This is a genomic window from Serratia sp. CY52157 (genome assembly GCF_052168495.1).
Taxonomy (GTDB): domain Bacteria; phylum Pseudomonadota; class Gammaproteobacteria; order Enterobacterales; family Enterobacteriaceae; genus Serratia; species Serratia ureilytica.
Genome location: NZ_JBJNMO010000008.1, coordinates 41,583 through 67,564, shown reverse-complemented (window position 1 = coordinate 67,564; position 25,982 = coordinate 41,583). Strand labels below are relative to the sequence as shown.

General features: G+C 61.5%; 20 protein-coding genes. 11 read left to right on the top strand and 9 right to left on the bottom strand.

Going from position 1 to position 25,982, the window contains the following annotated elements; genetic code table 11:
- Positions 1-41 precede the first annotated feature (41 nt).
- A complete protein-coding gene (gene tcdA / locus ACJ8IP_RS21470) occupies positions 42-848 on the top strand; it encodes a tRNA cyclic N6-threonylcarbamoyladenosine(37) synthase TcdA (RefSeq protein ID WP_004931886.1) in 807 nt (268 codons plus the stop codon).
- On the opposite strand, the gene csdE is transcribed toward tcdA, so the two are convergent.
- Both csdE and csdA read right to left on the bottom strand, forming a co-directional pair.
- The gene (gene csdE / locus ACJ8IP_RS21465) at positions 839-1,273 is read right to left on the bottom strand and encodes a cysteine desulfurase sulfur acceptor subunit CsdE (RefSeq protein ID WP_033652490.1); all 435 of its coding nucleotides are present in this window, start codon (positions 1,271-1,273) and stop codon (positions 839-841) included. The genes tcdA and csdE overlap by 10 nt on opposite strands.
- A 19-nt stretch (positions 1,274-1,292) precedes the next feature.
- Entirely contained in the window at positions 1,293-2,498 is a 1,206-nt protein-coding gene (gene csdA / locus ACJ8IP_RS21460; protein ID WP_042785270.1) for a cysteine desulfurase CsdA, read from the bottom strand.
- A 196-nt stretch (positions 2,499-2,694) separates the two neighbouring features.
- On the opposite strand from csdA, the gene ACJ8IP_RS21455 reads away from it, so the two are divergent.
- The 4 genes from ACJ8IP_RS21455 (at position 2,695) to rlmM (ending at position 5,765) form a co-directional block, all read left to right on the top strand.
- The gene (locus ACJ8IP_RS21455; protein ID WP_025304050.1) at positions 2,695-2,919 is read left to right on the top strand and encodes a YgdI/YgdR family lipoprotein; all 225 of its coding nucleotides are present in this window, start codon (positions 2,695-2,697) and stop codon (positions 2,917-2,919) included.
- 385 nt (positions 2,920-3,304) lie between these two features.
- Complete coding sequence (locus ACJ8IP_RS21450) at positions 3,305-4,222, top strand: transcriptional regulator GcvA (RefSeq protein ID WP_004931894.1); 918 nt, start codon at positions 3,305-3,307, stop codon at positions 4,220-4,222.
- 51 nt (positions 4,223-4,273) lie between these two features.
- A complete protein-coding gene (locus tag ACJ8IP_RS21445; RefSeq protein ID WP_004931896.1) occupies positions 4,274-4,669 on the top strand; it encodes a DUF423 domain-containing protein in 396 nt (131 codons plus the stop codon).
- Positions 4,662-5,765 (top strand): 23S rRNA (cytidine(2498)-2'-O)-methyltransferase RlmM, encoded by a 1,104-nt coding sequence (gene rlmM, locus ACJ8IP_RS21440; protein ID WP_164107339.1) that lies wholly within the window; start codon positions 4,662-4,664, stop codon positions 5,763-5,765. The genes ACJ8IP_RS21445 and rlmM overlap by 8 nt, the downstream gene beginning before the upstream one ends.
- A 39-nt stretch (positions 5,766-5,804) precedes the next feature.
- Here rlmM and xni read toward each other — a convergent pair whose 3' ends face one another.
- The 3 genes from xni to queF all read right to left on the bottom strand — a co-directional run bounded on the left by xni (position 5,805) and on the right by queF (position 9,020).
- On the bottom strand, positions 5,805-6,563 hold the full coding sequence (xni, locus tag ACJ8IP_RS21435) for a flap endonuclease Xni (RefSeq protein WP_164107337.1): 759 nt from the start codon (positions 6,561-6,563) through the stop codon (positions 5,805-5,807).
- A gap of 54 nt (positions 6,564-6,617) precedes the next feature.
- Positions 6,618-7,982, bottom strand: coding sequence for a nucleotide 5'-monophosphate nucleosidase PpnN (gene ppnN / locus ACJ8IP_RS21430; protein ID WP_019455737.1), 1,365 nt, complete (start codon positions 7,980-7,982; stop codon positions 6,618-6,620).
- A 192-nt stretch (positions 7,983-8,174) separates the two neighbouring features.
- Positions 8,175-9,020: an NADPH-dependent 7-cyano-7-deazaguanine reductase QueF gene (gene queF / locus ACJ8IP_RS21425; RefSeq protein ID WP_033644864.1), complete on the bottom strand. Its 846-nt coding sequence runs from the start codon at positions 9,018-9,020 to the stop codon at positions 8,175-8,177.
- Between the two features lie 63 nt (positions 9,021-9,083).
- On the opposite strand from queF, the gene syd reads away from it, so the two are divergent.
- Positions 9,084-9,632, top strand: a complete 549-nt coding sequence (gene syd / locus ACJ8IP_RS21420; protein ID WP_033644866.1) for a SecY-interacting protein — start codon at positions 9,084-9,086, stop codon at positions 9,630-9,632.
- A 609-nt stretch (positions 9,633-10,241) separates the two neighbouring features.
- Here the strand turns inward: syd and ACJ8IP_RS21415 are convergent.
- Complete coding sequence (locus tag ACJ8IP_RS21415; protein WP_442524519.1) at positions 10,242-11,480, bottom strand: MFS transporter; 1,239 nt, start codon at positions 11,478-11,480, stop codon at positions 10,242-10,244.
- A 178-nt stretch (positions 11,481-11,658) separates the two neighbouring features.
- Between ACJ8IP_RS21415 and ACJ8IP_RS21410 the strand changes: the two genes are divergently transcribed.
- The 5 genes from ACJ8IP_RS21410 to ACJ8IP_RS21390 all read left to right on the top strand — a co-directional run bounded on the left by ACJ8IP_RS21410 (position 11,659) and on the right by ACJ8IP_RS21390 (position 21,822).
- Positions 11,659-11,985, top strand: coding sequence for a YqcC family protein (locus ACJ8IP_RS21410; RefSeq protein WP_033644943.1), 327 nt, complete (start codon positions 11,659-11,661; stop codon positions 11,983-11,985).
- Between the two features lie 146 nt (positions 11,986-12,131).
- Positions 12,132-18,107 (top strand): alpha-2-macroglobulin, encoded by a 5,976-nt coding sequence (locus ACJ8IP_RS21405; protein WP_442524518.1) that lies wholly within the window; start codon positions 12,132-12,134, stop codon positions 18,105-18,107.
- Between the two features lie 49 nt (positions 18,108-18,156).
- Positions 18,157-20,505, top strand: coding sequence for a penicillin-binding protein 1C (pbpC, locus tag ACJ8IP_RS21400; protein ID WP_164107334.1), 2,349 nt, complete (start codon positions 18,157-18,159; stop codon positions 20,503-20,505).
- Between the two features lie 60 nt (positions 20,506-20,565).
- Positions 20,566-21,336, top strand: coding sequence for a tRNA pseudouridine(65) synthase TruC (gene truC / locus ACJ8IP_RS21395; RefSeq protein WP_164107332.1), 771 nt, complete (start codon positions 20,566-20,568; stop codon positions 21,334-21,336).
- A gap of 33 nt (positions 21,337-21,369) precedes the next feature.
- Positions 21,370-21,822 carry a flavodoxin gene (locus tag ACJ8IP_RS21390; RefSeq protein WP_033644870.1) on the top strand — a complete coding sequence of 151 codons (453 nt, stop codon included), beginning with the start codon at positions 21,370-21,372 and terminating at the stop codon, positions 21,820-21,822.
- Between the two features lie 57 nt (positions 21,823-21,879).
- On the opposite strand, the gene ACJ8IP_RS21385 is transcribed toward ACJ8IP_RS21390, so the two are convergent.
- The 3 genes from ACJ8IP_RS21385 to glnD form a co-directional block, all read right to left on the bottom strand.
- The gene (locus ACJ8IP_RS21385; protein WP_004931929.1) at positions 21,880-22,269 is read right to left on the bottom strand and encodes a DUF3461 family protein; all 390 of its coding nucleotides are present in this window, start codon (positions 22,267-22,269) and stop codon (positions 21,880-21,882) included.
- Between the two features lie 129 nt (positions 22,270-22,398).
- Positions 22,399-23,223: a 2,3,4,5-tetrahydropyridine-2,6-dicarboxylate N-succinyltransferase gene (gene dapD, locus ACJ8IP_RS21380; protein ID WP_004931932.1), complete on the bottom strand. Its 825-nt coding sequence runs from the start codon at positions 23,221-23,223 to the stop codon at positions 22,399-22,401.
- 42 nt (positions 23,224-23,265) lie between these two features.
- Positions 23,266-25,929: a bifunctional uridylyltransferase/uridylyl-removing protein GlnD gene (glnD, locus tag ACJ8IP_RS21375; protein WP_033652507.1), complete on the bottom strand. Its 2,664-nt coding sequence runs from the start codon at positions 25,927-25,929 to the stop codon at positions 23,266-23,268.
- Positions 25,930-25,982: the final 53 nt, after the last annotated feature.

Below are 25,982 nucleotides of genomic sequence, written 5' to 3'. Positions count from 1 at the left end.
CCGGCCCTTATCATTTGCATTACGAAGGTAATTAAAGCGTTATGAGCACAGCTTATTCGGAAGCCTATCTGCAGCGTTTCGGCGGCACGGCGCGGTTATACGGCCAGCAGGCGCTGGCGGTGTTCGCGCAGGCGCACGTCTGCGTGATCGGCATCGGCGGCGTGGGTTCCTGGGCGGCTGAGGCGCTGGCGCGCACCGGCATCGGCGCCATCACTCTGATCGACATGGATGATGTTTGCGTCACCAATACCAACCGTCAGATCCACGCGCTGCGCCAGCATGTCGGGCAATCGAAAACCGAGGTAATGGCGGAGCGTATCCTGGCGATCAACCCGGAATGCCGGGTGACCTGCATTGACGATTTCATCACCCCGGACAACGTCGCCGAGCTGCTGGACCATAACTTCAGCTACGTCATCGACGCGATCGACAGCGTGCGGCCGAAAGCGGCGCTGCTCTCATACTGCCGCCGCTTCAAGATCCCGGTGGTGACCACCGGCGGCGCCGGCGGGCAGATAGATCCGACCAAAATCGAAGTGGCCGATCTGGCGAAAACCATTCAGGATCCGCTGGCCGCCAAGCTGCGCGAGCGGCTGAAGCACGATTTTAACGTGGTGAAAAACGGCAAGGGCAAGCTGGGCATCGACTGCGTCTTTTCCAGCGAGCCGCTGGTTTATCCGCAGCCGGACGGTTCGGTATGCGCTTCGCGCAGCACGGCGGAAGGGCCGAAAAGAATGGATTGCAGCGCAGGTTTCGGCGCGGCGACCATGGTCACCGCCACCTTTGGCTTCGTCGCCGTGTCGCACGCGCTGAAAAAGATGGTGGCGAAGGCGGCGCGTCAGGCGTAACGGGCGGCGATCGCCTGCACGGCGGCGGCCAACGCCGCCAGCCCGCTGGCGCGAGTGGCGCTCAGCTGAGCGCGCAGCGCTAGGCGGTCGAACAGCGCCAGCGGATCCAATTCGGCGATCTGCTGCGGCGTTTTCCCTTCCACTTCGGTCAGCAGCACCGCCAACAGGCCACGCACGATGCGGCCTTCGCTGTCGCCATAAAAGTGCAGCGTGCCGTCTTCCAGCAACTGGTGCCCCAACCAGACGCGGTTTTCACACCCGCTCAACGCCATTTCTTCACTGCGCAAGGCCTCCGGCAGCGGCGGCAGCCGTTTTGCGAGCATAATCAGTTGGCGGTAGCGGTCTTCCCACTGTTTCAGCGCGCTGAAGGTGGCGATCAACGCTTCGGCGGTGATCTCTCGGCCAAAAGGATGGGGGGCGAGCATAGCGTCTCCGGGAGTCAAGTCAGTCAGCCAGCAGGTCGAGGGCGTGGGTCAACGCGCTGACCAGCGTATCGACGTCCTGTTGAGTATTGTAGGGGGCGAACGACGCGCGCAACGTGCCGCTGACGCCTAACGCCGCCATCAGCGGCTGCGCGCAGTGCTGGCCGGCGCGCAGCGCAATGCCTTGCTCCGCCAGCAGCGTGACGATGTCGCTGTGGTGTACGCCGGCGATATCGAACGCCAGCAGGCTGGAACCGGAACTGCGGAAGCTGCGAAAGCCCGGCAGCTGCGCCAACCGCTGTTCTGCCCGATCCGCCAGCTCGCGACTGTAGCGCTCCGCCGCCGCCATGTCCTGTTCGCGAAGCCAGGTGAGCGCGGCGGCCAACCCCAGCACGCCGGCGATGTTTGGCGTGCCGGCTTCGAAGCAGTGCGGCGGTTTTTGCGGGATAAAACCGTCGAACGACGCCTGGGTCAACATCTTTCCCCCTCCTTGCCACGGCGCCATCTGCGCCAGCAGCTCGGATTTGCCGTACAGCGCGCCGATGCCGGTCGGGCCATACAGTTTGTGGCCGGAGAAGGCGTAGAAATCGATATCGAGCCGCTGTACGTCGGCCGGATCGTGAACCACGCCCTGTGCACCGTCGATCATCACGCGCGCGCCGGCGGCATGGGCCAGCGCGATCGCCGGCGCCAGATCCGGGCAGCCGCCGGTGACGTTGGACATTTGCCCCAGCGCCAACAGGCGGGTTCTATCGTTGAGCAGGGCGGGCAGCTGCGCCAGGTCCGGCAGCCGGTCGGCGCCGATCGGCAGTTTCACTACCCGCGCGCCGGTTTGATCCGCCACCATCAGCCAGGGGATCAGGTTGGCGTGGTGCTCCGCTTCGCTCACCAGAATTTCATCCCCCGGCTGCAGACGCGGACGCAGATAACTCTGCGCCACCAGGTTGATCGCCTCGGTGGTGCCGCGCGTCCAGACGATGTCGTCGGCCGACGGCGCATGGATCAGTTGCGCGACCTGGCCGCGCGCCTGCTCGAAACGGGCGGTCAGATCCTGCGCCGCCCGATGCTGGCTGCGGTGCACGGTAGCGGCGTCGTCGCGATAAAACTGCTGCGTGGCGTCGATCACCGCCTGCGGTTTCAACGCGGTGGCGGCGCTGTCCAGATAGATGCCGTCCTGCGCGAGCGCGGGAAACTGTTGGCGAAAAAGGCTGGGGTTAAAAGGCGTCATACCCTGATTGTCACTGGCTTGAGTCGATGGGTGATCCTGTCCTATTTTGCCGCCGGAGACAAGCGTTCGCGCCGATTAGGACTTATCGCCTGGCAAAATTGGGAAAGTTTGTTATGCTATTAAACGTGCGCTTATTAATCGCATCTATACACATAAAAGGTATTTATCAGCATTTAAAACTACAAAGGAGTCCTCAATGAAGAAAACAGCCGCAGTTCTCTCTGCCCTGATGCTTACGTTCACCCTGGCCGCCTGTTCCAGCAACTACGTGATGCATACCAATGACGGACGCACCATTGTCGCTGACGGCAAGCCTAAAGTGGATAACGATACCGGCATGATCAGCTATAAAGACGCCAACGGCGTCGAACAGCAGATCAACCGCGCCGATGTGAAAGAGATGGTTGAAAGCAACCAGTAACCGTCAGGCAAAAAAAAGCACCGCAAGTTTTGCGGTGCTGCATAAAATCACTATGGACAGACAGGGTAAATGTACAGGAAGTGAAAAAACAGTAGCCTAGCTACCATGTCCGGAATCGCCGGACAATTTGCAAACACAACATCACAACCACAAGCCAAAAGTTCATCGGCGTCCTCGACACCCACTCCCTTTTCGTTCCGGCCCGGGAAGTGCCGCCACTATAGGTATTTGCTGGCGCATCCTCAACGGACAAATTATAATGGCTCGGATTAAAAAAACTAATGGCAATGCGCCGTTAGCGTTTGTCCATGGCTTGCCACACAAAGCCGCCCGATTTTCGGCGCCGAATCATTCGGATTAATGTTACACAAAAGTAGCTAATTTAATGTCTAAACGCTTACCTCCCCTCAATGCGCTGCGCGTGTTCGATGCGGCCGCTCGCCACCTGAGTTTCACCAAGGCGGCGGAAGAGCTGTTCGTGACTCAGGCCGCGGTGAGCCACCAGATCAAGTCGCTGGAGGACTTCCTCGGGCTGAAGCTGTTTCGCCGGCGCAATCGCTCGTTGCTGCTGACCGAAGAGGGGCAAAGTTACTACCTTGATATCAAGGAGATCTTCTCTTCGATCAACGAGGCGACGCGCAAGCTGCAGGCGCGCAGCGCCAAGGGGGCATTGACCGTCAGTTTGCCGCCGAGCTTCGCCATTCAGTGGCTGGTGCCGCGTCTGTCCGGCTTTAACTCAGCTTATCCGGGCATCGACGTGCGCATCCAGGCGGTGGACCGTGAAGAGGACAAGCTGGCGGACGACGTCGACGTGGCGATTTTCTATGGCCGCGGCAATTGGCCGGGGCTGCGCGCCGAGCGCCTGTATGCGGAATATTTGCTGCCGGTTTGTTCGCCGAGCCTGCTGACCGGCGATCATCCGCTGAAAACCGCAGACGATCTGGCTTATCATACGCTGCTGCATGACGTTTCACGTCGCGACTGGCTGGCCTATACGCGCCAGCTGGGGTTGCAGCACATCAACGTACAGCAGGGGCCAATCTTCAGCCACAGCGCCATGGTGGTGCAGGCGGCGGTGCACGGTCAGGGCGTGGCGCTGGTGAACAACGTGATGGCGCAAACCGAGATTGAAGCCGGTCGTCTGGTGTGCCCGTTCAACGATGTGTTGGTCAGTAAAAATGCTTTTTATCTGGTATGTCATGACAGCCAGGCAGAACTGGGTAAAATAGCCGCCTTCCGGCAGTGGATCCTGGCGCGTGCCGCCAGCGAACAAGAGAAGTTCCGCTTCCGCTACGAACAATAAGGCCGGCCGCCGCCTTGCCGCGGCCGGTGATTTTTAATGGGATAGATCACGATGAGCAGCCGTTCCATGCTGGTTTTCGCCGCTATCAGCGGCTTTGTGTTTGTCGCGCTGGGCGCATTCGGCGCGCATGTGTTAAGCGGCACGCTGGGCGCCAACGAAATGGCCTGGATCCGCACCGGGCTGGAGTATCAGGGGTTCCACACCCTGGCTATCCTGGCGCTGGCGGTCGCGATGCAGCGCCGCGTGAGCCTGTGGTTTTACTGGAGCGGAGCGCTGTTGGCGTTCGGCACCGTGTTGTTCAGCGGCAGCCTCTATTGTCTGGCGCTGTCGCACCTGAAGGTCTGGGTATATATCACGCCGGTTGGCGGCGTGTGCTTCTTGATCGGCTGGATATTGATGTTGATTGGCGCTTTGCGTCTGAGGAAAAAGGCCGAGCGCCATGAATAAGATTGCGTTGTACTGCCGTCCCGGCTTCGAAAAAGAGTGTGCGGCGGAGATCACCGATAAAGCCGCCCAGCTGGAGATTTACGGCTTTGCGCGGGTAAAAGAGCACAGCGGTTACGTGTTGTTCGAATGCTATCAGCCGGACGATGCCGACCGCCTGGCGCGGGAGATTCCGTTCCGCGAACTGATTTTCGCCCGCCAAATGATCGTGGTGGGTGAGCTGCTGCGCGATCTGCCGCCGGAAGATCGGGTATCGCCGATCGTCGGCATGCTGATCGGCGTGGTTGATCGCGGCGGCGAGCTGCGGGTGGAAGTGCCGGACACCAACGAAAGCAAAGAGCTGATGAAATTCTGCCGCAAGCTGACGGTGCCGCTGCGCGCCGCGATGCGTGAGCAGAAGGTGCTGATGGCGCGGGAGAACCCGACTCGCCCGGTGGTGCACGTGTTCTTCATCGCGCCGGGCTGCTGTTACGTCGGTTACTCCTACAGCAACAACAACTCACCGTTCTATATGGGCATTCCGCGTCTGCGTTTCCCGGCCGATGCGCCGAGCCGTTCGACGCTGAAGCTGGAAGAAGCGTTCCATGTGTTCATCCCTGCCGACGAGTGGGACGAGCGCCTGGCCAGCGGCATGCATGCGGTCGATCTGGGGGCCTGCCCGGGCGGCTGGACCTATCAGCTGGTGAAGCGCAGCATGATGGTGCATTCGGTGGATAATGGCCCGATGGCGCCGAGCCTGATGGAAACCGGCCAGGTAACGCATCACCGCGCCGACGGCTTCAAGTTCGAGCCGAACAGCAGCAAGATCTATTGGTTGGTGTGCGACATGGTGGAGAAACCGGCGAAGGTGACCAGCCTGATGATTCAGTGGCTGGTGAAAGGCTGGTGCCGCGAAGCGATCTTTAACCTCAAACTGCCGATGAAAAAACGCTACGAGGAAGTGTCGCAAAACCTGATGAGCATCCGCGAAGCGCTGAGCGCCGCCGGCATCAGCGTTGAAGTGCATGCCAAGCAGCTGTATCACGACCGCGAAGAGATCACCGTACACGTGCGCCGCATGTGGTCGGCGGTGCCGGGCCGCCGCGACGAGCGCGATTAATCGCGTTAAACCTGATGAAGGGCGCTGCTTGCAGCGCCCTTATTGTATCGGCAGGCGCAGCTGCTGCAGGTTACCGTCTAGCGACAAATCGGTGCGCAGCGTGGCGACGTGTTTGCTGACGTAGGCCAGCTCGCGGTGCTGCTCCAGCTTGCCGCGCCATTTCTCCGGCACCTGCTCCAGGTGCTGATAGATCCCGTCCAGACTGCCCGACTGCTGCAACAGCAGCACGGCGGTTTTCGGCCCGATGCCGGCCACGCCGGGGATCTTGCTGCTGCCAATCCCCGCTAACCCCCAGTAGTCCGGCAGTTGCGGCGGCAGCACGCCGAATTCCTGCTGCACGAAAGGCATATCCAACCAGCGTTTCTGGAAGTAATCGCGGATCTGTACGTTCGGCGCCAGCAGTTGGCAATAGCCTTTGTCGGTGGAGACGATGGTCACCTGGTGGCCGCCGCCGGCGACCTTCGCCGCCAGCGTGGCCGCCAGATCGTCGGCCTCGTTGCCGGGCGAATGCCAGCTGGCGACGCCCAGTTCGGCGAAGGCCTCACGCAGCTGCGGCATCTCCTGTTGCAGGTTTTCCGGCATCGGCGAGCGCCCGGCCTTGTAGTCCGGCAGAATTTGGTGGCGCCAGCTTTCGCTGCGGTCGTCCTCGTCAAATACCGCCACCGCGTGGGTCGGGCGGCTGTGCTGAAGCAACTGCTGCAGCGCGTGGCGGCAGGCGTTGACGCAAGGGGAGCCCTGTACGGCGTGAATGCGGCGGATGAGGTTCAGGGCGTCGACAATCAGTAGGTGTATCATCATGGGCGGCAAGGTCAGAAAAAACAGGGCGGCCGTTACGCCGCCCGGGATTGAGGATCAGGCGACGATTTCGTAGCAGGGCACATAGGCGCTGCCCGGCAGCTTCATGCGGTGCTGGGCGACAAAGCCCTGCAGCAGGCTGTCCATCTGCTTCATCATCTGCGGTTCGCCGTGCAGCTTGTACGGGCCGAACTGCTCAATGGCGTGGATGCCGTTTTCCTTCACGTTGCCGGCCACGATGCCGGAGAAGGCGCGGCGCAGCGCGGCGGCCAATTGCTCCGGCGGCTGGTTCGGATACAGATTGAGGTTCGCCATGTTCTCGTGGGTCGGCTCGAACGGCAGCTGCAGATCCGGTGCGATGCGGATCGACCAGTTGAAGCTGTAGGCGTCGCCGGTGTTGCGGCGGTTCTCCTTCACCAGCGGCATGGCTTTTTTCATCTGCCGTGCCACTTCCGCCGGATCGTCGATGATGATGGTGTAGTGACGGCGCGCGGCGTCGCCCAGCGTGTTCATGATGAACTCGTCCAGCACGCGGAAGTAATCGGCGCTCTCTTTTGGCCCGGTCAGGATCAGCGGCAGCACCTGCTCGCTGTTCTCCGGGTTCATCAGGATACCCAGCAGGTACAGCAGCTCTTCGGCAGTGCCGACGCCGCCCGGGAAGATGATGATGCCGTGCGCGATGCGCACGAACGCTTCCAGACGTTTTTCGATGTCCGGCATGATCACCAGCTCGTTCACCAGCGGGTTAGGCGGCTCGGCGGCGATGATTGACGGCTCGGTCATGCCGATGAAGCGGCTGTTGCGGTAACGCTGCTGCGCGTGACCGACCGCCGCGCCTTTCATCGGTGCTTCCATGGCGCCCGGCCCGCAGCCGGTGCAGATGTTCAACTCGCGCAGGCCCAGCTGGCTGCCGACCTTGCGCGCGTACAGGTATTCGTTCTCGTTGATCGAGTGCCCGCCCCAGCACACCACCATGTTGGGATCCTCATCCAGATGCAGCGTGCGCGCATTGCGCAGGATCGAGAACACCAGGTTGGTGATGTGGGCCGAGTTTTCCAGGTTCAGGTGTTGGAAACGGCCGGCGCTGGCGATTTGGCCGTGCACGAACAGAATGTCGCGCAACACGGCGAACAGGTTGGCCTGCAGTGAACGGATGATGCGGCCGTCGACGAACGCCTCTTCCGGCGGATTGACCAGCTCAAGCTTCACGCCACGCTCGCGGCGCAGCACGTTGATATCGAAGGTTTCATAGCGCGACAGCAGCTGTTTGCTGTTGTCGGTTTGGCTGCCGGAGTTCAACACGGCCAGCGAACAGTTGCGAAACAGGCGGTACAGGTCGCTGCTGGCGGTGCGCTTCAGCATGTCTACTTCCAGCTGCGACAATAAATCCATAGAGCCAAGCGGGCTGATGTGTGTAATCAAGGTAACTCCTTTGCACCCGGTGCGGGGCGGTAGTAATCCATACGCAGCAAAACAGCATCTCGTTATGGTTGGCGTGCTGCGGCGAAGCGGGCGCTCTGCCCGGCCGCAGCCTCGTTTTAACCTTACCGCCGTCCCTGCGCTTTTACCAACACAAACCGCTCGTTAGCTCAGTTGTTGAGCAATGTTTCGCACTTATTGGCGCGCCAGGCGGCCGTGCTCGGGAGCGAATGCGACGTTGCTGCGCCACGGGTTGATATCCAGTCCGCCGCGGCGGGTATAGCGGGCGTAAACCGTCAGGCTTTGCGGCCGGCAATAGCGCATCAGATCGTTGAAGATGCGCTCGACGCATTGCTCGTGGAATTCGTTGTGGTGGCGGAAGGAAACCAGATAGCGCAGCAGCGCTTCGCGATCGAGCTTGCCGCCGCGGTAGCTTATCTGCACCGAGCCCCAGTCCGGCTGATGGGTGATCAGGCAGTTGGACTTCAGCAGGTGGCTGACCAATTGCTCTTCCACTACCTCTTCACCGGCGGCGTTCTGCAGGTAGTCGGCGTTGAACTCATAATTGTCGATGCGAATATCCTGCTGGTCGATGCAGTCGCCGGCCAGACGAGCGATCGGGCTGCCTTCCAGTTGGTCGACGCTGAACAGGGTGACGCTCACCTCGCCCTGGGCGCAGGCGGACAAATCGCGTTGCAGCGTGCTGCGCACCGTTTCCCAATCGGCGAACGGCGTTTGGTTGAAGCTGTTGAGATACAGCTTGAAGCTTTTCGATTCGATCAGGTTCAGGCTGTCGGCGTTGAGGCCGATCTCGCCCACCGCCACCTGAGGCAGCCCGTTGGCGTTCAGCCAGGAGAGTTCGTACAGCGTCCAGATGTCCGCGCCGTGGAAGGGCAGGTTGTCGGGATACAGCCCCAGCGGCTCGCGGTTCATGCTGCGCGGCACCGCCTGCAGCAGCGTGGCGTCGTAGCGATCGCGATAGGCGGTGGGTTTGCCCAGCGTCAGCCCTGACAGGGCCTGGTGGTCTTGATATGAGGACATCTGCTGTCACCTCGGTCAGAGATAGGTACAATGGCCGTCAGTTTAACGTATGCGAGAAAGAATATGGACCATGATGTATCGCACGCTCTGCGTGAATTCACTCAACGCTATGTCGAGTTGTGGCAGCAAGAGCGCGGCCACGCGCCGGCCAGCGAGGCGCTGTACGGCGTGCCGTCGCCCTGCATCGTGGAGAATCGCGAGGACGACGTGCTGTGGTTGCCGCAGCCTTTCGAACCGGCGGCGACGCTGGAGAAGGTAGAGGCCGCGCTGGAGCTGCGTTTGCAGCCGGATGCGCACCGTTTCTACACGCAGCAATACGCCGGTGACATGAGCGCGCAATTTGGGGAGCATCGCCTGAGCCTGCTGCAGGTATGGAGCGAAGAGGATTTCATCCGCCTGCAGGAGAATCTGATCGGCCATCTGGTGACGCAAAAGCGCCTCAAATTGTCACCGACTCTCTTCCTGGCGACCACCGAATCCGAGATGACGATGGTGTCGCTGTGCAACGTCAGCGGCAACGTGGTGCTGGAGCAATTCGGCAGTGATAAGCGCACCTTGTTGGCGGCGACGCTGGGGAATTTCCTCGATGCGCTGCGCCCAGTGCTGGACTGAAGCGCGGCGGATTCGCCGTCGGTCGTGTAAGAGATCTCTCACACGGGCTGTGAGAGATCGCTCTTAATTTTTTTCACCTCTCTTTGGACCATGAGATTATTGTTATCCAGATCAATTGGTTAGAATTTCTTTAGGATAACTCTTAGTCTTAATTTAGTGTGAGACACCTCTCAAACCCTTGTGATTCCGGGAAATTTGAGCGATCTTATCATTACCGGCACGGACCCGGCGGAGCAGGAAAGCATCAGGATGATGCAGCTTCAGGAAGAAGAAAGGGAAGCGCTCAGGCAAGAGCGAGGGATGGCGTCAGGAGATGCCCAGGATGTTTCAGGATTGAAACCAAGGACACCTCCAGGACGGAGATTGAGAGCCGGCGCAGGACTGTCGGCGGGTCAGGAAGGCTGAGGAACCGCGTCAGGACGATGCTGCAGGATGATGCAAGGACCACTTGGTCAGGATGGCCGCAGGAAAAGTTTTCAAGGATTGAGCAGGGAGCATGCTGTGTAGCGGGATGGCTATAAAACGAACCGGGGGCACTGTTAACGCAGTGCCCCCAACTTTTTGTTCTATTCCGCCGCGCGTGCGCCCCGTCTCAATCCTTCTTCCGCGTTAACCAATCGCGCCCAGCGTATCGCCTGCGCCCTGTTTTTTCGGCAGCAGGAACAGCGTGGCGTAGATATCCAGCAGGTAAATCGCCGCCAACAGGCTGATGGCGGCGGTAAACGACACCTGCGTCACCAGCGCGCCGATCACCAATGGCCCCAGGCCGCCGACGCCGCGTCCCAGATTGAACAGGATGTTTTGCGCGGTGGCGCGCGCTTGCACCGGGTAGGTATCGGAAATCAACGCGCCGTAACCGCCGATCATGCCGTTGACGAACATGCCCATCACTGCGCCGGCGAACAGCATCAGCATCGGATCGCTCAACTGGGCGTAGCCGATCATCATCACCACCGCGCCGACCTGATACAGCACGAAAATCTTCCAGCGGGCGAAGCGGTCGGCCAGGACGCCGAACAGCCAGATGCCGAACGTCATGCCGACCACCGTCACCGCCGTCCACAGGCCGGACTTGGTGAGCGAGAAGCCGAAGTTTTTCGCCAGATAAGTCGGCATCCAGATCATCAGCCCGTAGTAGCCGAAGTTCTGCACCGAACAGAGAATGAAGATGCCGATGCTGGCCTTGCTGGTGGCGCGATCCTTAAACAGCAGGCGCAAACGCTGAAGGAAGGAGAGCGGCTGCCCGGCGTCTTTCTGCCGCACGAATTCCTCCGGTTCGCCCAGCGTGCGGCGGATCAGGAATGACGCCAGCGCCGGCAGCAGGCCGACCAGGAACATGCCGCGCCAGCCGATATGTTCCAGCAGCAACGGCGTCAGGAAAGCGGCCGCCAGCACCCCCAACTGCCAGCCCATGCCGACGTAAGCTGAAGCGCGGTTGCGTTTCTCCGCCGGCCAGGCTTCGGCGATCAGCGCCATGCCGATGCCGAACTCGCCGCCCAGCCCGATGCCCGCCAGCGTGCGATAGGCGAGTAGATCCCAATAGCCTTGCGCCACGGCGCACAGGCCGGTGAACAGGGAAAACATCAGGATGGTGATAGTCAGCACCCGGATGCGGCCGAAGCGATCGCTGAGATGGCCGAAGATCACGCCGCCCAGCACCGCGCCGATCAGCGTCCAGGTGACCAGCGAGCCGGCGGCCGATGAGGTTAATCCTAATTCGATGCTGATGGCCGGCAGCATAAAGCCGAGGATCAGCAGGTCAAACCCGTCCATGGCGTAACCGGTGACCGAGGCCAGCATGGCCTTACCGGGCGTCGCGTGATTTTTTTTCTCTGTTATTACGGACATGAATCTTTATCTGTGTGGTGAATTCGGTGGGCCTATTGTGCCGCGCGGCGGCGCACGCCACCAGATAAAAACGGCAGCCGGTCTCGGGCGCGCCAAATTTGGGCTATAAAAATGCTATGCTTTGCCGCCTTTCAGCCAGCGAGCTGAATATCATGATGAAAAGAGATCGGGAATGCAGATGAGTATACATAATCAGGTTCGCCGCAGTTTGCAGGCGATTGAACAATCCATGCGCGATTTGGCCTTGTGGCAGGCCGCGCCGCCCGAGCCTGAGGCTTTCTCCAGCACCGAGCCGTTCTGCATCGACAGCATGTCGGCCGAGGCTTGGCTGCAGTGGGTGTTTCTGCCGCGCATGTATGCGCTGTTGGACGCCGAAGCGCCGCTGCCGACGCGTTTTGCCATCACGCCTTACTTCGAGGAGGCGTTGAAGGAGCGTGAGCCGAGCAGTCTGCCGCTGTTGGTGCTGCTGCAGCAGTTGGATTTGATGTTGAATAAAGAGCCGTAATTCGCCGGCGGCGCGCAGATTTTTGCCGCCCGGCAGTGTAGAGTACTCGCGCGGATGCCGGGCAGGAGAGCCGACGGCGTCTTTCGGCTCGGTTAAACCGCGGCGGTTGACCGGGGGCTGCATTAGGATGATGAGGTGCTGCAATAATGGATTTATTAAGGTTTATCCTTCGTTTGCCTTTTACCCTGGTTAAGGGCGTTTGCCGCCTGTTGGGTGGGGTCTTGTCGCTGTTGGGGCGGTTGCTGAGACCGCTGGTCGGCAACCTCAGCTGGCGCGCGCCGGCCTGGTGGGCTGCGCTGCCGCGCGGTTTTCTGCGGCTGGAAAGCGGCGTGGATAAACATCCGAAAGCGATCGGTCTGGGCCTGCTGCTGCTGGCAGGCGCCGCGGGCGGCGCGTTTTACGGTTGGCACTGGTGGCAAAATCGGCCTCAGCCGATCGAACCGGCGCCGATGGTGGTTCAGGAGGTCAGCGCATCGCTGGCTAACCCCGCGCCGATAGATTACACCGCCGCCCGGCAAGCGCCACAAACGGTGAGTCTGGCCTTCAGCGGCTCGGTCGCGCCGATCGCCGCGGTGGGCAAAACCGTGAGCGCCGGCATCACCCTCAAACCGACGGCGGAAGGGCAGTGGGCGTGGAACAATGAATCGACGCTGGTGTTCACGCCGAAAAAGCCGCTGCCGATGGGCGCGAAATATGACGTGACCCTCGAGCCCGCCGCCTTGCTGGCGCCGCAGGTCAAACTCGCCAAAACCCGCTATGCCTTCACCGTGCCTGCGTTCGACTACCGTCTGGGGCAGGCCGAGTACTACCGCGATCCGCAGAATGCGCAGAAACGCAGCGCGATTTTCAATCTGCAGTTCAACGCGCCGGTCGACGTCGCCAGCTTTGAAAAACAGATTTCGCTGGGATTGAAAGAAGGCAGCGCCACCTCCGAGAAGAAGCTGAATTTCTCTCTGGTCTATGACGAGAAAAAACTGAACGCCTGGGTGCATTCCGAGCCGCTGCAGGCGCTGGATCAGGGCGGCGCAGTACATCTGACCGTCGGCAAGGGCGTTAAATCGACGGCGGCCGGCAACGCGGTCGAAGAGGCGAAAAGCAACTGGGTCAAGGTTCCCACCCTGTACAGCCTGGCGCTGAGCGACGCCAGCGCCCAGGTGGTGGACACCGACGGCGGCAAAGGGCAGCGTGCGCTGGTGGTTGGTTTCAGCGATGCGGTGAAGGATAAAGAGCTGGCGCGAGCCGCGAAAGCCTGGCTGCTGCCGCAGCACGATCCGAGCGATGCCGAGGCCGCCAATGATGCTGAAGACTTTTACCCATGGACGGTAGACAGCGTCGGCAAGAACGTGCTGGCGCAGGCGACGCCGCTGCCGTTGACGCTTAACGAGGCGGAAGAGGCCTATCAGCCGCAGTTCAGCTTCCGTTTTGACGCCCCGGCGCACCGCTTTATGCTGCTCGAGATCGATAACCAGCTAATCTCCGCCGGCGGTTACAAAATGCCGAAGAAGGTTTATCGGGTGGTCGAAGTGCCGGAGTTCCCGAAATCGCTGCAGTTCATGTCGCAGGGCTCGCTGCTGTCGGTCAACGGCGACAAGCAGATCAGCGTGGCGGCGCGCAACGTGGCGGGCCTGCGGCTGGACATCAAGCGGGTGATCCCGAGTCAGCTGCAGCACATTGTTTCCTTCAAAAGCCGGGAATACTCGTCCACGGAATTCAACCGGCTCAACGATGAGTATTTCACCGAGCATTTCAAATACCAGACGGCGCTCAACAACGAGCGGCCGGGGGAAGTGAACTATCAGGGCATCGATCTTTCCCGCTATCTCTCCACCAACGCCAGTTCCCATCGCGGGGTGTTTCTGTTGACGCTGTCGGAATGGCAGCCGAATCGCAAACCGGCGGCGGAAGAGGCGGGCGCCGAGCAGGAGCAGGAACAGGACGAGAGCGCAGGGGAAGAACAGCCCGACGTCGGCGATTCGCGTTTTGTGGTGGTGACCGATCTGGGCATCGTCGCCAAGAGCTCGCAGGATAAGACGCGCGACGTCTTCGTGCAGTCGATCCAAAGCGGTGCGCCGGTCAGCGGCGCCAACGTATCTGTGGTGGCCAAAAACGGCGTGACGCTGCTCAGCCAAACCACCGGCGCCGACGGCCACGTGCGTTTCCCGGCGCTGGATGTGTACACCAACGAGCGCCAGCCGGTGATGTTCCTGGTGGAGAAAGAAGGGGATGTCTCCTTCCTGCCGACCGGCAGCTCTAACGATCGCGGGCTGGATTTCTCGCGCTTCGACGTTGCCGGTGAACAAACGCCGACCGATCCGCGCACGCTCAGCAGCTACCTGTTCTCCGACCGCGGCGTGTATCGGCCGGGAGACACCTTCAATATCGGCCTGATCACTCGCGCCGCCGACTGGCGCGTTGGCCTCGCCGGCGTGCCGGTGCGCGCCGAAATTCGCGATCCGCGCGACAAGCTGATGTCCACCGTGCCGCTGACGCTGGGCGCCAGCGGTTTCAACGAACTGAGCTATACCACCGATGAAAACTCGCCCACCGGCGAGTGGAACGTTTATCTGTATCTGATCGGCAAAAACAACGACACCTCCACGCTGCTCGGCCATACCGCAGTCAATGTGAAGGAGTTCGAGCCGGATCAACTGAAAGTGAAGCTGGCGTTGACGCCGGACCGCCAGCAAGGCTGGGTCAAGCCGTCTGAGCTGAAGGCCAGCATCGATGTGCAGAACCTGTTCGGCACCCCGGCGCAAGATCGCCGTGTGACCACCAGGCTGACGCTGCGGCCAATGTATCCGAGCTTCGATCGCTTCCCGGATTATGCGTTCTACGAAAACCGACAAAACAGCGACGGGTTCGAAACCGAGCTGGAAGATCGCACCACCGATGAACACGGCGCGGCTGATATTCCGCTCGATCTGAAATCTTACGCCGACGCCACTTATCAGCTGCAGCTGTTGTCGGAGGCGTTCGTTGCCGGCGGCGGTCGCTCGGTGGCGGCTACCGCCCGTACGCTGGTTTCGCCTTACGATTACCTGATTGGGGTGAAGGCCGACGGCGATCTGGGCTACATCAATCGCGACGCGGAGCGGCATCTGAACGTGATCGCCATCGATCCGGCCCTGAAACAGATCGCCATGCCGAACCTGAAGCAGGTGCTGATCGAACAGAAATACATTTCGGTGCTGACCAAACAGGATTCGGGCGTTTACAAATACCAGTCGAAGATGAAGGAAGTGCAGCTCTTGGAACAGCCGCTGGCGCTGGGCGATCAGGGCGCGGATCTGCGGCTGGCGACCGATAAGCCGGGCGACTTCGTGCTGGTGATCGAAGATGCGCAGGGCAAGACGCTCAACCGCGTCGCCTACAGCGTGGCCGGCAACGCCAACCTGAGTCGTTCGCTGGATCGCAACGCCGAACTGAAGCTAAAACTCAACCAGGCGGAATACCAGCCCGGTGAAGAGATCGAGGTGGCGATTAACGCGCCCTATACCGGCAGCGGCTTGATCACCATCGAGAAGGACAAGGTTTACGCCTGGCAGTGGTTCCACACCGACACCACCAGCTCGGTGCAGACGATCCGCGTGCCGGCCGGCATGGAGGGCAACGGCTACATCAACGTGCAGTTCGTGCGCGACATCAACTCCAGCGAGATCTTCATGAGCCCGCTGAGCTATGGCGTGATGCCGTTCAAGATCAGTACCAAGGCGCGCCAAAACAGCCTTGAGGTGACGGCGCCGCAGGTCATCAAGCCGGGTGAAAACCTGACGATGACGGTCAAGACCGATGCGCCGCAGCAGGTGGCGCTGTTCGCCGTCGATGAGGGTATTCTGCAGGTGGCGCGTTATCGCCTGAAGGATCCGCTGGAGTTCTTCTTCAGCAAGCGCGAACTGAACGTGAGCAGCTCGCAGATCCTCGATCTGATCCTGCCGGAATTCAGCAAGCTGATGGCGCTGACCGCGGCGCCGGGCGGCGATGCGGGCGAAGGGCTGGATCTCAACCTCAACCCGTTCAAGCGCAAGCGCGATAAGCCGGTGGCCTATTGGTCCGGCATTACCGAGGTCAGCGGCGAGAAACAGTTCGTCTATCCGGTGCCGGATTACTTCAACGGCAAGATCCGCGTCATGGCGATTTCGGTGACGCCGGAGAAAATCGGCAAGGCGCAAACCGCCGCTACGGTGCGCGACAGCTTCATCATGACGCCGAACGTGCCGGCGATGGTGGCGCCGGGCGATGAGTTCGACGTCAGCGTGGGCGTCAGCAACAACCTCGAAGGGCTGAACGGCCAGTCGGCAGCCATCAACGTCCTGCTGACGCCGCCGCCGCAATTGGAGGTGGTGGGCAACGCGACGCAAAGCCTGACGCTGGCGGAAAAACGCGAGGGTGTGATCGCCTTCCGTCTGCGCGCCAAAGCCGTTTTGGGCGATGCGCCGCTGGTGTTCGACGCCCGTTACGGCGACCAGGCCAGCCGTCGCACCGTCAGCACCTCGGTGCGGCCGGCGGCGCCGTACCGTACTCAATCGGTGATGGGGCGCATGAACGGCGGCAGCCAGAACGTCGATGGCCTGCGCCAGATGTTCGACGCTTTCGCGCAGCGCCGGGCGGCGGTGTCGAATTCGCCGCTGGTGCTGACCAGCGGGTTGGCGCAATACCTGGCGGATTATCCGTATTACTGTTCCGAGCAGATCGTCAGCCGTTCCATTCCGTTGATGTTGCAGAGCCGCCATCCCGAGATGAAAAGCAGCCTGAGCCAGGCGGAAGTCAGCAAGCAGCTGCGCAACCTGCTGGGCGTGCTGCGCGCCCGTCAGAACGACAGCGGGGCGATCGGCGCCTGGCGTTCGTCGCCGGATGCCGATCCTTTCGTCACGCCTTATGTGGTGCAATATCTGCTCGAAGCCAAAGCGGCGGGTTACGCCCTGCCGGAAGGCATGCTGGACGAAGCCAACGGCGCGCTGCGGGAGCTGGCGGCCAGCGGTTTCGACGATCTGTATCTGCTGCGCCTGCGCAGTTGGGCGGTCTACCTGCTGACGCTGCAGGGCGAAGTGACCACCAACTCGCTGGCGGCCGTGCAGGATACGCTGCAAAAACGCTATGGCGAAGGGTGGAAAACCGATCTGAGCGCGCTGTATCTGGCCTCTTCCTATCGTTTGTTGAAGATGGACGACGAAGCCGCCGCGCTGTTGCAACCCAGCTGGCAGCAACTGAGCAAAGCCTATGACAGCGCCTGGTGGACGCAGAACTATTTCGATCCGCTGGTGCAGGATGCGACGCGGCTGTATTTGATTACCCGTCACTTCCCTGAGAAGGTGGCGTCGATTCCGCCGCAGGTGCTGGAGAATATGGTCAAGGCACTGAAGGAAGAGCGTTATACCACCTACTCCTCTGCAATGAGCATCCTGGCGCTGGAAAGCTATTCGGCCCAGGTGGCGGCGCAATCCGCCAATGCGGACGCGTTAGGCATCGTGCAGGTGGGCAAAAGCGGCGGCGACCCGCAGCGCATCAGTGAGCTGCAGGGGCTGTTCGTTCAGGGGCAGTTCAACGCCGATGCCACCGCCGTGCGCTTCACCAACGGCGGCAGCGCGCCGGCCTGGTATGTGGTGACGCAGGCCGGTTACGATCTGAACGCGCCGCAAAAAGCGCTGTCGCGCGGGATTGAGATCGTCCGCGAGTACACCGACGAACAGGGCAAACCGGTGACGCAGGTGACGCTGGGGCAGAAGATCAACGTCCATCTTAAGGTGCGCGCCAACTCGAAAGAGGGGCAGAGCAACCTGGCGATTGTCGATCTGCTGCCGGGCGGGTTCGAAGTGGTGCAGCAGACGCCGCCGGAACCGGCCGATGCCGGTGAGGAGAGCGACGATCGCGGCGGCTGGCAGTCGCCGCTGGCCGCCACAGGCTCCACCTGGGCGCCGGATTACAGCGACATCCGTGAAGATCGGGTGATTATCTATGGCAGCGCCGGCACCGAGGTGCAGGAGTTCGTCTATCAGATCAAGGCCACCAATACCGGCAGCTTTATTATTCCACCGGCCTACGGCGAAGCCATGTATGACCGAGAAGTGCAGGCCATGTCGGCCGGCGGCGGCAAGCTGGTGGTGGTGCCGGCGGGCAACGACTAGGCCGTATCCGGCGTCAGGCCAGCGTCTGGCGCCGGAATGCTGAGAACGTATGAAGATCCTGACCGGGCGCGTGCTGCAAAACGGCTTGATGGCGGTGTTTTTACTGGCGCTGCTGTTGACCGCAATTCGGCTGTGGCCGCATCCGCCCCTGTGGCAGGGGCTGCCGCAGTCTTCCGTTTATTACGACAGGCACGGCGCGCTGCTGCGCATTACCCTGGCCAACGACGATCGCTACCGGCTGTGGACCCCGCTGGAGCAAGTGTCGCCGCTGGCGGTGCGCGGGTTGCTGCTGCACGAAGATCGTTGGTTCTACTATAACCCCGGCTTTAACCCCGTCAGCCTGATGCGCGGTTTCTGGCGCAGCTATGTCGCCGGCGGCAAAATGCAGGGCGGTTCGACCATCAGCATGCAGCTGGCGCGGATGCGCTGGCATCTCAATACCCGTACGCCGGGCGGCAAGGTGTTGCAGGTGCTGCGTGCGGTGCAGCTGGAACTGAGCTACTCCAAGCGCGATATCCTGGAAGCCTATTTGAATTACGCGCCCTACGGCCGCAACATTGAAAGCATCGGCGCCGCCAGCCTGATCTATTTCGCCAAGTCGCCGCGGGAGTTGACTCTGCCGGAGGCGCTGACGCTGGCGGTCTTGCCGCAGTCGCCCAGCTACCGTCTGGAGCCGAAAACCGGCGTGCTCGGCGCGGCGTTGACGCAGGCGCGCAATCGTCTGTTCCAGCGTTGGCAGCGGGTTTACCCCACCGACGCCAGCCAGCAAACGCTGTTCCGCCTGCCGTTGGCGCTGCGGCAGCCTGAACAAGTGCCTTATATCGCACCGCACTTTATCGAACAGCTGCGCCTGCAGACGCAGCAACTGGTGCAGCGCGATACCCGCGTAGACACGACGCTGGACGCCGGGCTGCAGCGGCTGGTCGAACGGCAGGTCAACGCTTTTATCGCCCGCAACCGCAGCCGCGGCATCCAAAACGCCGCGGTGCTGCTGGTGGACAGCCGCGATATGGGGGTGCGCGCGCTGGTGGGCTCGGCGGACTATTACAATCGTCCGATCCAGGGGCAGGTGAACGGCACCAACGCCAAGCGTTCGCCGGGATCGACGCTGAAGCCGTTCATCTACGCGCTGGGCATGGAGCAGGGCGTGCTGCATCCGATGACCATTCTGAAAGACGTGCCTTCGTCGTTCGGCGCCTATGCGCCGGAAAATTTCGACCGGCGTTTTCTCGGCCCGGTGACCGCCACCGACGCGCTGAATTTCAGCCGTAACATCCCGGCGGTCTATGTCGCCTCACAGCTGCGTCAGCCGACCTTTTATCAGTTTTTGCGCCTGACCGGCGTCGCCAATATGGCCAATGAGAGCCACTACGGACTGTCGCTGGTGCTGGGCGGCGGCGAGGTGACGGCGCAGGAGCTGGCGAAGCTGTACGCGTTGCTGGCGAACCGCGGCGAGCTGCGGCCGCTGCGATTGCGGCTGAACGAGGGTGAACCGAGGCCGGTGCGGCTGTTGAGCGAGGAGGCCAGCTTCATCACGCTGGATATGCTGCGCCAGCACCGGCGGCCGGGCGATACGCTGGCGCAGCGTTCTTCGTCGCTGCCGGTGTACTGGAAGACCGGCACCTCATGGGGCTTTCGCGACGCCTGGAGCGTCGGGATTTTCGGCCCTTACGTGCTGGTGGTGTGGGAAGGCAACTTCGATGGGCGCGGCAACAATGCGTTGGTCGGCGCCGAGGCGGCCGCGCCGCTGTTTTTCAATATCATCGACAGCGTCAACGCCAGCTATCCCGCCCTGCGGGAACCGAAACATCCGTTCCCCAAGCGGCTGCGGCGGGTAGACATCTGTCTCGCCAGCGGCGATCTGCCGACGCCGTGGTGCCAGCAAAAGGGCAAGACCTGGTTCATTCCCGGCAAGTCGCCGATCAAGGTAGACAGCGTCTACCGACCGGTGGTGCTGGATATTCACAGCGGCGAGGTTGTTTGCCCGCCGTATGAAGCGGCGCAGACCCGCACCGAAATTTTTGAATTCTGGCCTTCCGATTTGGCCAACGTGTTCGCCCAGGCCGGGCTGCCGAAGCGGGCACCGCCGGTCAATCGCTGCAAGGACAACGGCATCGCCGTCGGCGGCAACGCGCCGCGCATCACCTCGCCGTTGAAAAACACCACTTATACCCTGCGCCAGTCGCAGCAGGGACGGGACAACATCGCCTTCAATGCGGTGACGGACGCCGACAGCAAGACGGTGTACTGGTTCGTCGACGATATCTATCTCGGCAGCAGCGCCAGCAAAAAACCGATCGACTGGCGGCCGATCAATAACGGGCGCTACCGCATTCGGGCGGTGGACGATCGCGGCCGCGCCGATACGCGCCTGGTGACCATCGAATGGGTGAACTAGCGTTGCGTCTCATGCCTGTTATACTCGCGCCCGAAACGGCTATTGACCTGGGAATGCGATGTGATTGAGATTTTGTATCAGGATGAACACCTGGTGGCGGTGAACAAACCGTCGGGCTGGTTGGTGCACCGCAGTTGGCTGGACCGTCATGAAACTCGCTTTATGATGCAGACGGTGCGCGATCAGCTCGGGAAGCACGTCTTTACCGTGCACCGTCTCGATCGTCCGACGTCCGGCGTGCTGCTGATGGCGCTCTCCAGCGAGGTGGCGCGCCTGCTGTCGCAGCAGTTCGAGCAGCATCAGGTGCAGAAAACCTACCATGCGGTGGTGCGCGGTTACGTGCAGGAGGGGGCGACCCTCGACTACCCGCTGACGGCGGAGCTGGATAAAATCGCCGATAAACATGCCGATGCCGACAAGGAGCCGCAGCCGGCCGTGACGCACTACCGGCCGTTGGCGCAGGTGGAGATGCCGGTGGCCGTCGGCCGCTACGACAGCGCGCGTTACAGTCTGGTGGAACTGCAGCCGGAAACCGGCCGCAAACATCAGCTGCGGCGCCATATGGCGCACCTGCGCCACCCGATCATCGGCGACAGCAAGCACGGCGATCTGCGGCAGAATCGCGGGATGGCGCAGCATTTCGGTTGCCCGCGCCTGATGCTGCACGCCAGCCATCTGCAGCTGACGCACCCGGTGACCGGCGAGCCGCTGCAGGTAACGGCGCGCTGGGACGAGGCCTGGCAAGGGGTGATGGCGCAGTTCGGCTGGGCGGGGGTATTCCCTGAACTTGCCGGGGTTGAGTTTAGCGCGGCTAACGGTCAGGATAGCTGACAATTTTTAAAGGTAATGAAGGGAGTAGGAGCCATGGCTCAGGTTGGTATCTTCGTGGGAACGGTCTACGGCAATTCGCTGCTGGTGGCGGAAGAGGCGCAAAACATCCTCAGCGAGCAGGGCCATGAGGTCAAACTGTTCGAAGAGGGCACGCTGGAGGCCTGGCAGTTTTATCGTCAGCACTACGCGCTGGTGATCACCTCCACCACCGGGCAGGGCGATCTGCCGGACAGCATCGCGCCGCTGTTCCATGCTATCCGCGATCAGGTTGGCTATCAGCCGGAGCTGCGCTATGGGCTGATCGCCCTCGGCGACAGCAGCTATGACCACTTCTGCGGCGCCGGGCGCACGTTCGATGCGCTGCTGCAGGAACAGGGCGCCACCCGCGTTGGCGAAGTGCTGGAAATCGATGCGATGGAACAGCCGGAGCCGGAAGTGGCCGCCTGCCCGTGGGTCGAGCAGTGGGGCACGCTGCTGCAGTCATAACGTAAAAAGGCGCCGCAAAAGGGCGCCTTAACGATGATGCGGGTCAACCGATCCGCATTATTTGCCGCGGGTGAGTTTTTCCAGATCGGCTTCGATCTCGGCAATTTTGTGCGACACCACGCCCTCGAGATGGCGCAGGTCGTCGAGGATTTTACGCTTCAGATCCACTTCCACCTGATCGCGCTGGCACAGCTGATCCAGCTCGTCGATCACGTAACGCAGGTTCGGGTTGATCTCGTGAATTTCCTTGTAGCCCTGGCCGGCGTTGTCCGCCACCACGGTTTTACGCTGGCGCGGATACTTGAACTTCACGCTCTTGGCGAAGAACTCGCCCTTGTCCTTGCGGAAATAGATCTTGAGGATGTCGTTGTTGGCCTCTTGACGCAGGCTATAGCGATCGACGTCTTCCGGTTGATTGATGCCCAAACTCTTCAAGTTATCGTACATACTGCGCCCTCTTTAGATGTGATCGTTATATTCCACGACTGCGATTATGGCGGAAAGCGAGATCTGCGACTGTGACTGCCAGCGAAACGCAGACAAAAAAATAGCGGGTGAATCACCCGCTATTTCAATTTAGTCGATAGTACGCAATAACTCATTAATGCCGACTTTACCGCGCGTTTTGGCGTCGACTTTCTTGACGATCACTGCGCAGTACAGGCTGTAAGAACCGTCTTTCGACGGCAGGTTGCCGGAAACCACCACCGAGCCCGCCGGCACGCGGCCGTAATGGATTTCGCCGGTCTCGCGGTCATAGATGCGGGTGCTCTGGCCGAGGTAGACGCCCATCGAAATCACCGAGCCTTCTTCCACGATCACGCCTTCCACCACTTCGGAACGCGCGCCGATGAAGCAGTTGTCTTCGATGATGGTCGGATTGGCCTGCAGCGGCTCGAGCACGCCGCCGATGCCGACGCCGCCGGACAGGTGAACGTTTTTGCCGATCTGCGCGCAAGAACCGACGGTGGCCCAGGTGTCGACCATGGTGCCTTCGTCGACGTAGGCGCCGATGTTAACGTAAGACGGCATCAGCACGGTGTTGCGAGCGATGAACGCGCCCTGGCGCACGGTGGCCGGCGGCACGACGCGGAAGCCTTCCTTCTGGAAGCGCGCTTCGTCGTAGTCGGCGAATTTCATCGGCACTTTGTCGTAGTAGCGGGTTTCCGCGCCGTCCATCACCTTGTTGTCGTTGATGCGGAAAGAGAGCAGCACGGCTTTCTTCAGCCACTGGTGGGTGACCCATTGACCGTCGATCTTCTCGGCGACGCGCAGGGCGCCGCTGTCCAGCAGGCCGATCACCTGGTTTACCGCTTCGCGCGTTACGGTGTCTACGTTCGCCGGGGTGATGTCCGCACGGCGTTCGAAGGCGCTTTCAATAACGTTCTGTAATTGCTGCATGCTGTTCTCTTTCCTGATGTTGTCGGTAAAAAGTTACTTGTATCACATTTTATCGTTTGGGGTGAGGGCCTCTGTCAACCGTTGCTCCAACTTTCTGCGCGTTTCTTGGTCGAGCGCGCGCCGCTCGCCGTCGGCCAGGATAAACAAATCCTCGACCCGCTCGCCGATGGTGGAAATGCGCGCGCCGTGCAGCGACAGCCCCAGATCGGCGAACACTTCGCCCACCCGCGCCAGCAGGCCGGGTTGGTCGAGCGCGGTCAGCTCCAGGTAGCTGCGGCGATCGGTGTGGGTCGGCAGGAAGGTGACCTCGGTCGGCACGCTGAAGTGGCGCAGCTTGGAAGAGGGACGGCGCACGCGCGGCGGCTGGTACTCACGCTGGGTGATGGCCTGCAGCAGCGCCTGGCGGATCGCCGCGTGGCGATCCTGCGCCAGCGGGCTGCCGTCCGGCTCCAGCACGATAAAGGTGTCCATCGCCATACCGTCGCGGTTGGTGAAGATCTGGGCGTCGTGCACGCTCAGGTTGCGGCGATCCATCTCCCCGGCAACGGCGGCGAACAGATAAGGACGATCCGGGCTCCAGATGAAGATCTCGGTGCCGCCGCGCGTCGCCTGGCGGCTGACCAGCACCAGCGGCTGGGTGGAATCGTGGGCCAGCAGATGGCGGGCGTGCCAGGCCAGCTGATTCGGCGAGTGGCGCAGGAAATAGTCGGCGCGGCAGCGGCTCCAGATGCGGTGCAGCGCCTCTTCGTCGATGTTGTCCATGCGCAGCAGCGCCAGCGCCTGCAGCCGGTGGTGGCGCACGCGTTCGCGCAGGTCCGGGCTGTTTTGCATGCCGCGGCGCAGCTGTTTCTCGGTGGCGAAATACAGCTCGCGCAACAGGCTCTGCTTCCAGCTGTTCCACAGGGTTTCGTTGGTTGCGCAGATATCCGCCACCGTCAGGCATACCAGGTAGCGCAGGCGAGTTTCGCTCTGCACTTCGCTGCTGAACTGCTGGATCACCGTCGGATCCTGGATATCGCGGCGCTGCGCGGTGACCGACATCAGCAGGTGGCAGCGCACCAGCCAGGCCACCAGTTGGGTTTCTCGCGAGTTGAGGCCGTGCAACTCGGCGAACTCCACCACGTCCTCCGCGCCGAGGATCGAGTGATCGCCGCCGCGCCCTTTGGCGATATCGTGGAACAAGGCGGCCAGCAGCAGCAGTTCCGGGTGCGGCAGGCGCGGATACAGCTCCACGCACAGCGGATGGCGCGGCCGGGTTTGCGGATCGGCGAAGCTCTCCAGCTTCTGCAGCACCCGGATAGTGTGTTCGTCGACGGTATAGGCGTGGAACAGATCGAACTGCATCTGCCCGACGATCTTGCCCCACTGCGGCATATAGGCCCACAGCACGCTGTGACGGTGCATCGGCACCAGCGCGCGCGACACCGCGCCGGGATGGCGCAGGATGGCCATGAACAGATCGCGCGCTTCCGGGATGGTGCACAGCGGCTGTTTCAGGTGGCGGCGCGCGTGGCGCAGCTGGCGCACGGTGGTGGAGTAAATGCCTTTGATCTCGCGGTTGCGCACCATCAGGTAGAACATGCGCATGATGGCTTGCGGCTCGCGGATGAACAGCGTTTCGTCACGCAGATCGATCAGATCGCCGCGCAGTTGGAAATCGTCGTTCAGCGGACGCGGTTTTTCGGTGGCGTCCAGCGCCAGGATGGCTTCGTCGAACAGCTGCAGCAGCATGTGGTTCAGCTCGCTGACGCGCCGCGTCATGCGGTAGAAGTCTTTCATCATGCGCTCGACCGGCTCGTTGCCTTCGCCTTCATAGCGCAGCAGCTGCGCGACGCTGAGCTGGCGATCGAACAGCAGACGGTTGTCGTAACGCGGCAGCACCAGGTGCAGCGCAAAGCGGATGCGCCACAGGAAGCTCTGGCATTCGTTCAGCTCGTTGCGTTCGGCCTGGGTGAGAAAGCCGAAGCCGACCATTTCGTCCAGCGAGGTGGCGCCGAAGTGGCGGCGCGCCACCCACAGCAGCGTGTGGATGTCGCGCAGGCCGCCGGGGCTGCTTTTGATATCCGGCTCCAGGTTATAGCTGGTGCCGTGGTAGCGCTGATGACGTTCTTGCTGCTCGTTGATCTTGGCGTGGAAAAACTGCGGCGAAGGCCAAAAGCCGTCGCTGAAGATATGTTTTTGCATCTGCAGGAACAGCGCGACGTCGCCGCAGATCATGCGCGATTCGATCAGGTTGGTGGCCACGGTCAGATCCGCCAGCCCTTCCAGCAGACACTCTTCCAGGGTGCGCACGCTGTGGCCCACTTCCAGCTTGAGATCCCACAGCAGGGTGATGAATTCGCCGACCCGCTGCGACTGTTGCTCCGTCAGCCGGCGCTGGCTGAGCACCAGCACGTCGATATCCGACAGCGGGTGCAGCTCGCCGCGGCCGTAGCCGCCGACCGCCACCAGCGCGGTTTCCGGGATATCTTCAAAGCCGTAGAACGTCCACAGCCGGCGCAGCAGGCGATCGATGAAGTCGCTGCGTGCCGCCACCAGGCTTTCTGCGCTGGAGCCGGCGTCGAACGCCGCCGCCAGCCACAGCTGAAACTGTTCCAGCCGCTGTTTCAGCACCGGGCAGGTGAGCTCGTCGTCGCCGTAGGCGCTGGGGGAGGCGGGCGGCATCGGCACGGCCGGGGCCGCCTGTTGAAGAAGATTGTCAGACATAGTGCGCAGCCCATAAAAAAGGCCGGCATAAGCCGGCCTGGTGATATTCTGCA

Coding starts and splice junctions, on each gene's coding strand:
- tcdA (WP_004931886.1), top strand. CDS start 42: ATGAGCACAGCTTATTCGGAAGCCTATCTGCAGCGTTTCGGCGGCACG.
- csdE (WP_033652490.1), bottom strand. CDS start 1,273: ATGCTCGCCCCCCATCCTTTTGGCCGAGAGATCACCGCCGAAGCGTTG.
- csdA (WP_042785270.1), bottom strand. CDS start 2,498: ATGACGCCTTTTAACCCCAGCCTTTTTCGCCAACAGTTTCCCGCGCTC.
- ACJ8IP_RS21455 (WP_025304050.1), top strand. CDS start 2,695: ATGAAGAAAACAGCCGCAGTTCTCTCTGCCCTGATGCTTACGTTCACC.
- ACJ8IP_RS21450 (WP_004931894.1), top strand. CDS start 3,305: ATGTCTAAACGCTTACCTCCCCTCAATGCGCTGCGCGTGTTCGATGCG.
- ACJ8IP_RS21445 (WP_004931896.1), top strand. CDS start 4,274: ATGAGCAGCCGTTCCATGCTGGTTTTCGCCGCTATCAGCGGCTTTGTG.
- rlmM (WP_164107339.1), top strand. CDS start 4,662: ATGAATAAGATTGCGTTGTACTGCCGTCCCGGCTTCGAAAAAGAGTGT.
- xni (WP_164107337.1), bottom strand. CDS start 6,563: ATGATGATACACCTACTGATTGTCGACGCCCTGAACCTCATCCGCCGC.
- queF (WP_033644864.1), bottom strand. CDS start 9,020: ATGTCCTCATATCAAGACCACCAGGCCCTGTCAGGGCTGACGCTGGGC.
- syd (WP_033644866.1), top strand. CDS start 9,084: ATGGACCATGATGTATCGCACGCTCTGCGTGAATTCACTCAACGCTAT.
- ACJ8IP_RS21415 (WP_442524519.1), bottom strand. CDS start 11,480: ATGTCCGTAATAACAGAGAAAAAAAATCACGCGACGCCCGGTAAGGCC.
- ACJ8IP_RS21410 (WP_033644943.1), top strand. CDS start 11,659: ATGAGTATACATAATCAGGTTCGCCGCAGTTTGCAGGCGATTGAACAA.
- ACJ8IP_RS21405 (WP_442524518.1), top strand. CDS start 12,132: ATGGATTTATTAAGGTTTATCCTTCGTTTGCCTTTTACCCTGGTTAAG.
- pbpC (WP_164107334.1), top strand. CDS start 18,157: ATGAAGATCCTGACCGGGCGCGTGCTGCAAAACGGCTTGATGGCGGTG.
- ACJ8IP_RS21390 (WP_033644870.1), top strand. CDS start 21,370: ATGGCTCAGGTTGGTATCTTCGTGGGAACGGTCTACGGCAATTCGCTG.
- ACJ8IP_RS21385 (WP_004931929.1), bottom strand. CDS start 22,269: ATGTACGATAACTTGAAGAGTTTGGGCATCAATCAACCGGAAGACGTC.
- dapD (WP_004931932.1), bottom strand. CDS start 23,223: ATGCAGCAATTACAGAACGTTATTGAAAGCGCCTTCGAACGCCGTGCG.
- glnD (WP_033652507.1), bottom strand. CDS start 25,929: ATGTCTGACAATCTTCTTCAACAGGCGGCCCCGGCCGTGCCGATGCCG.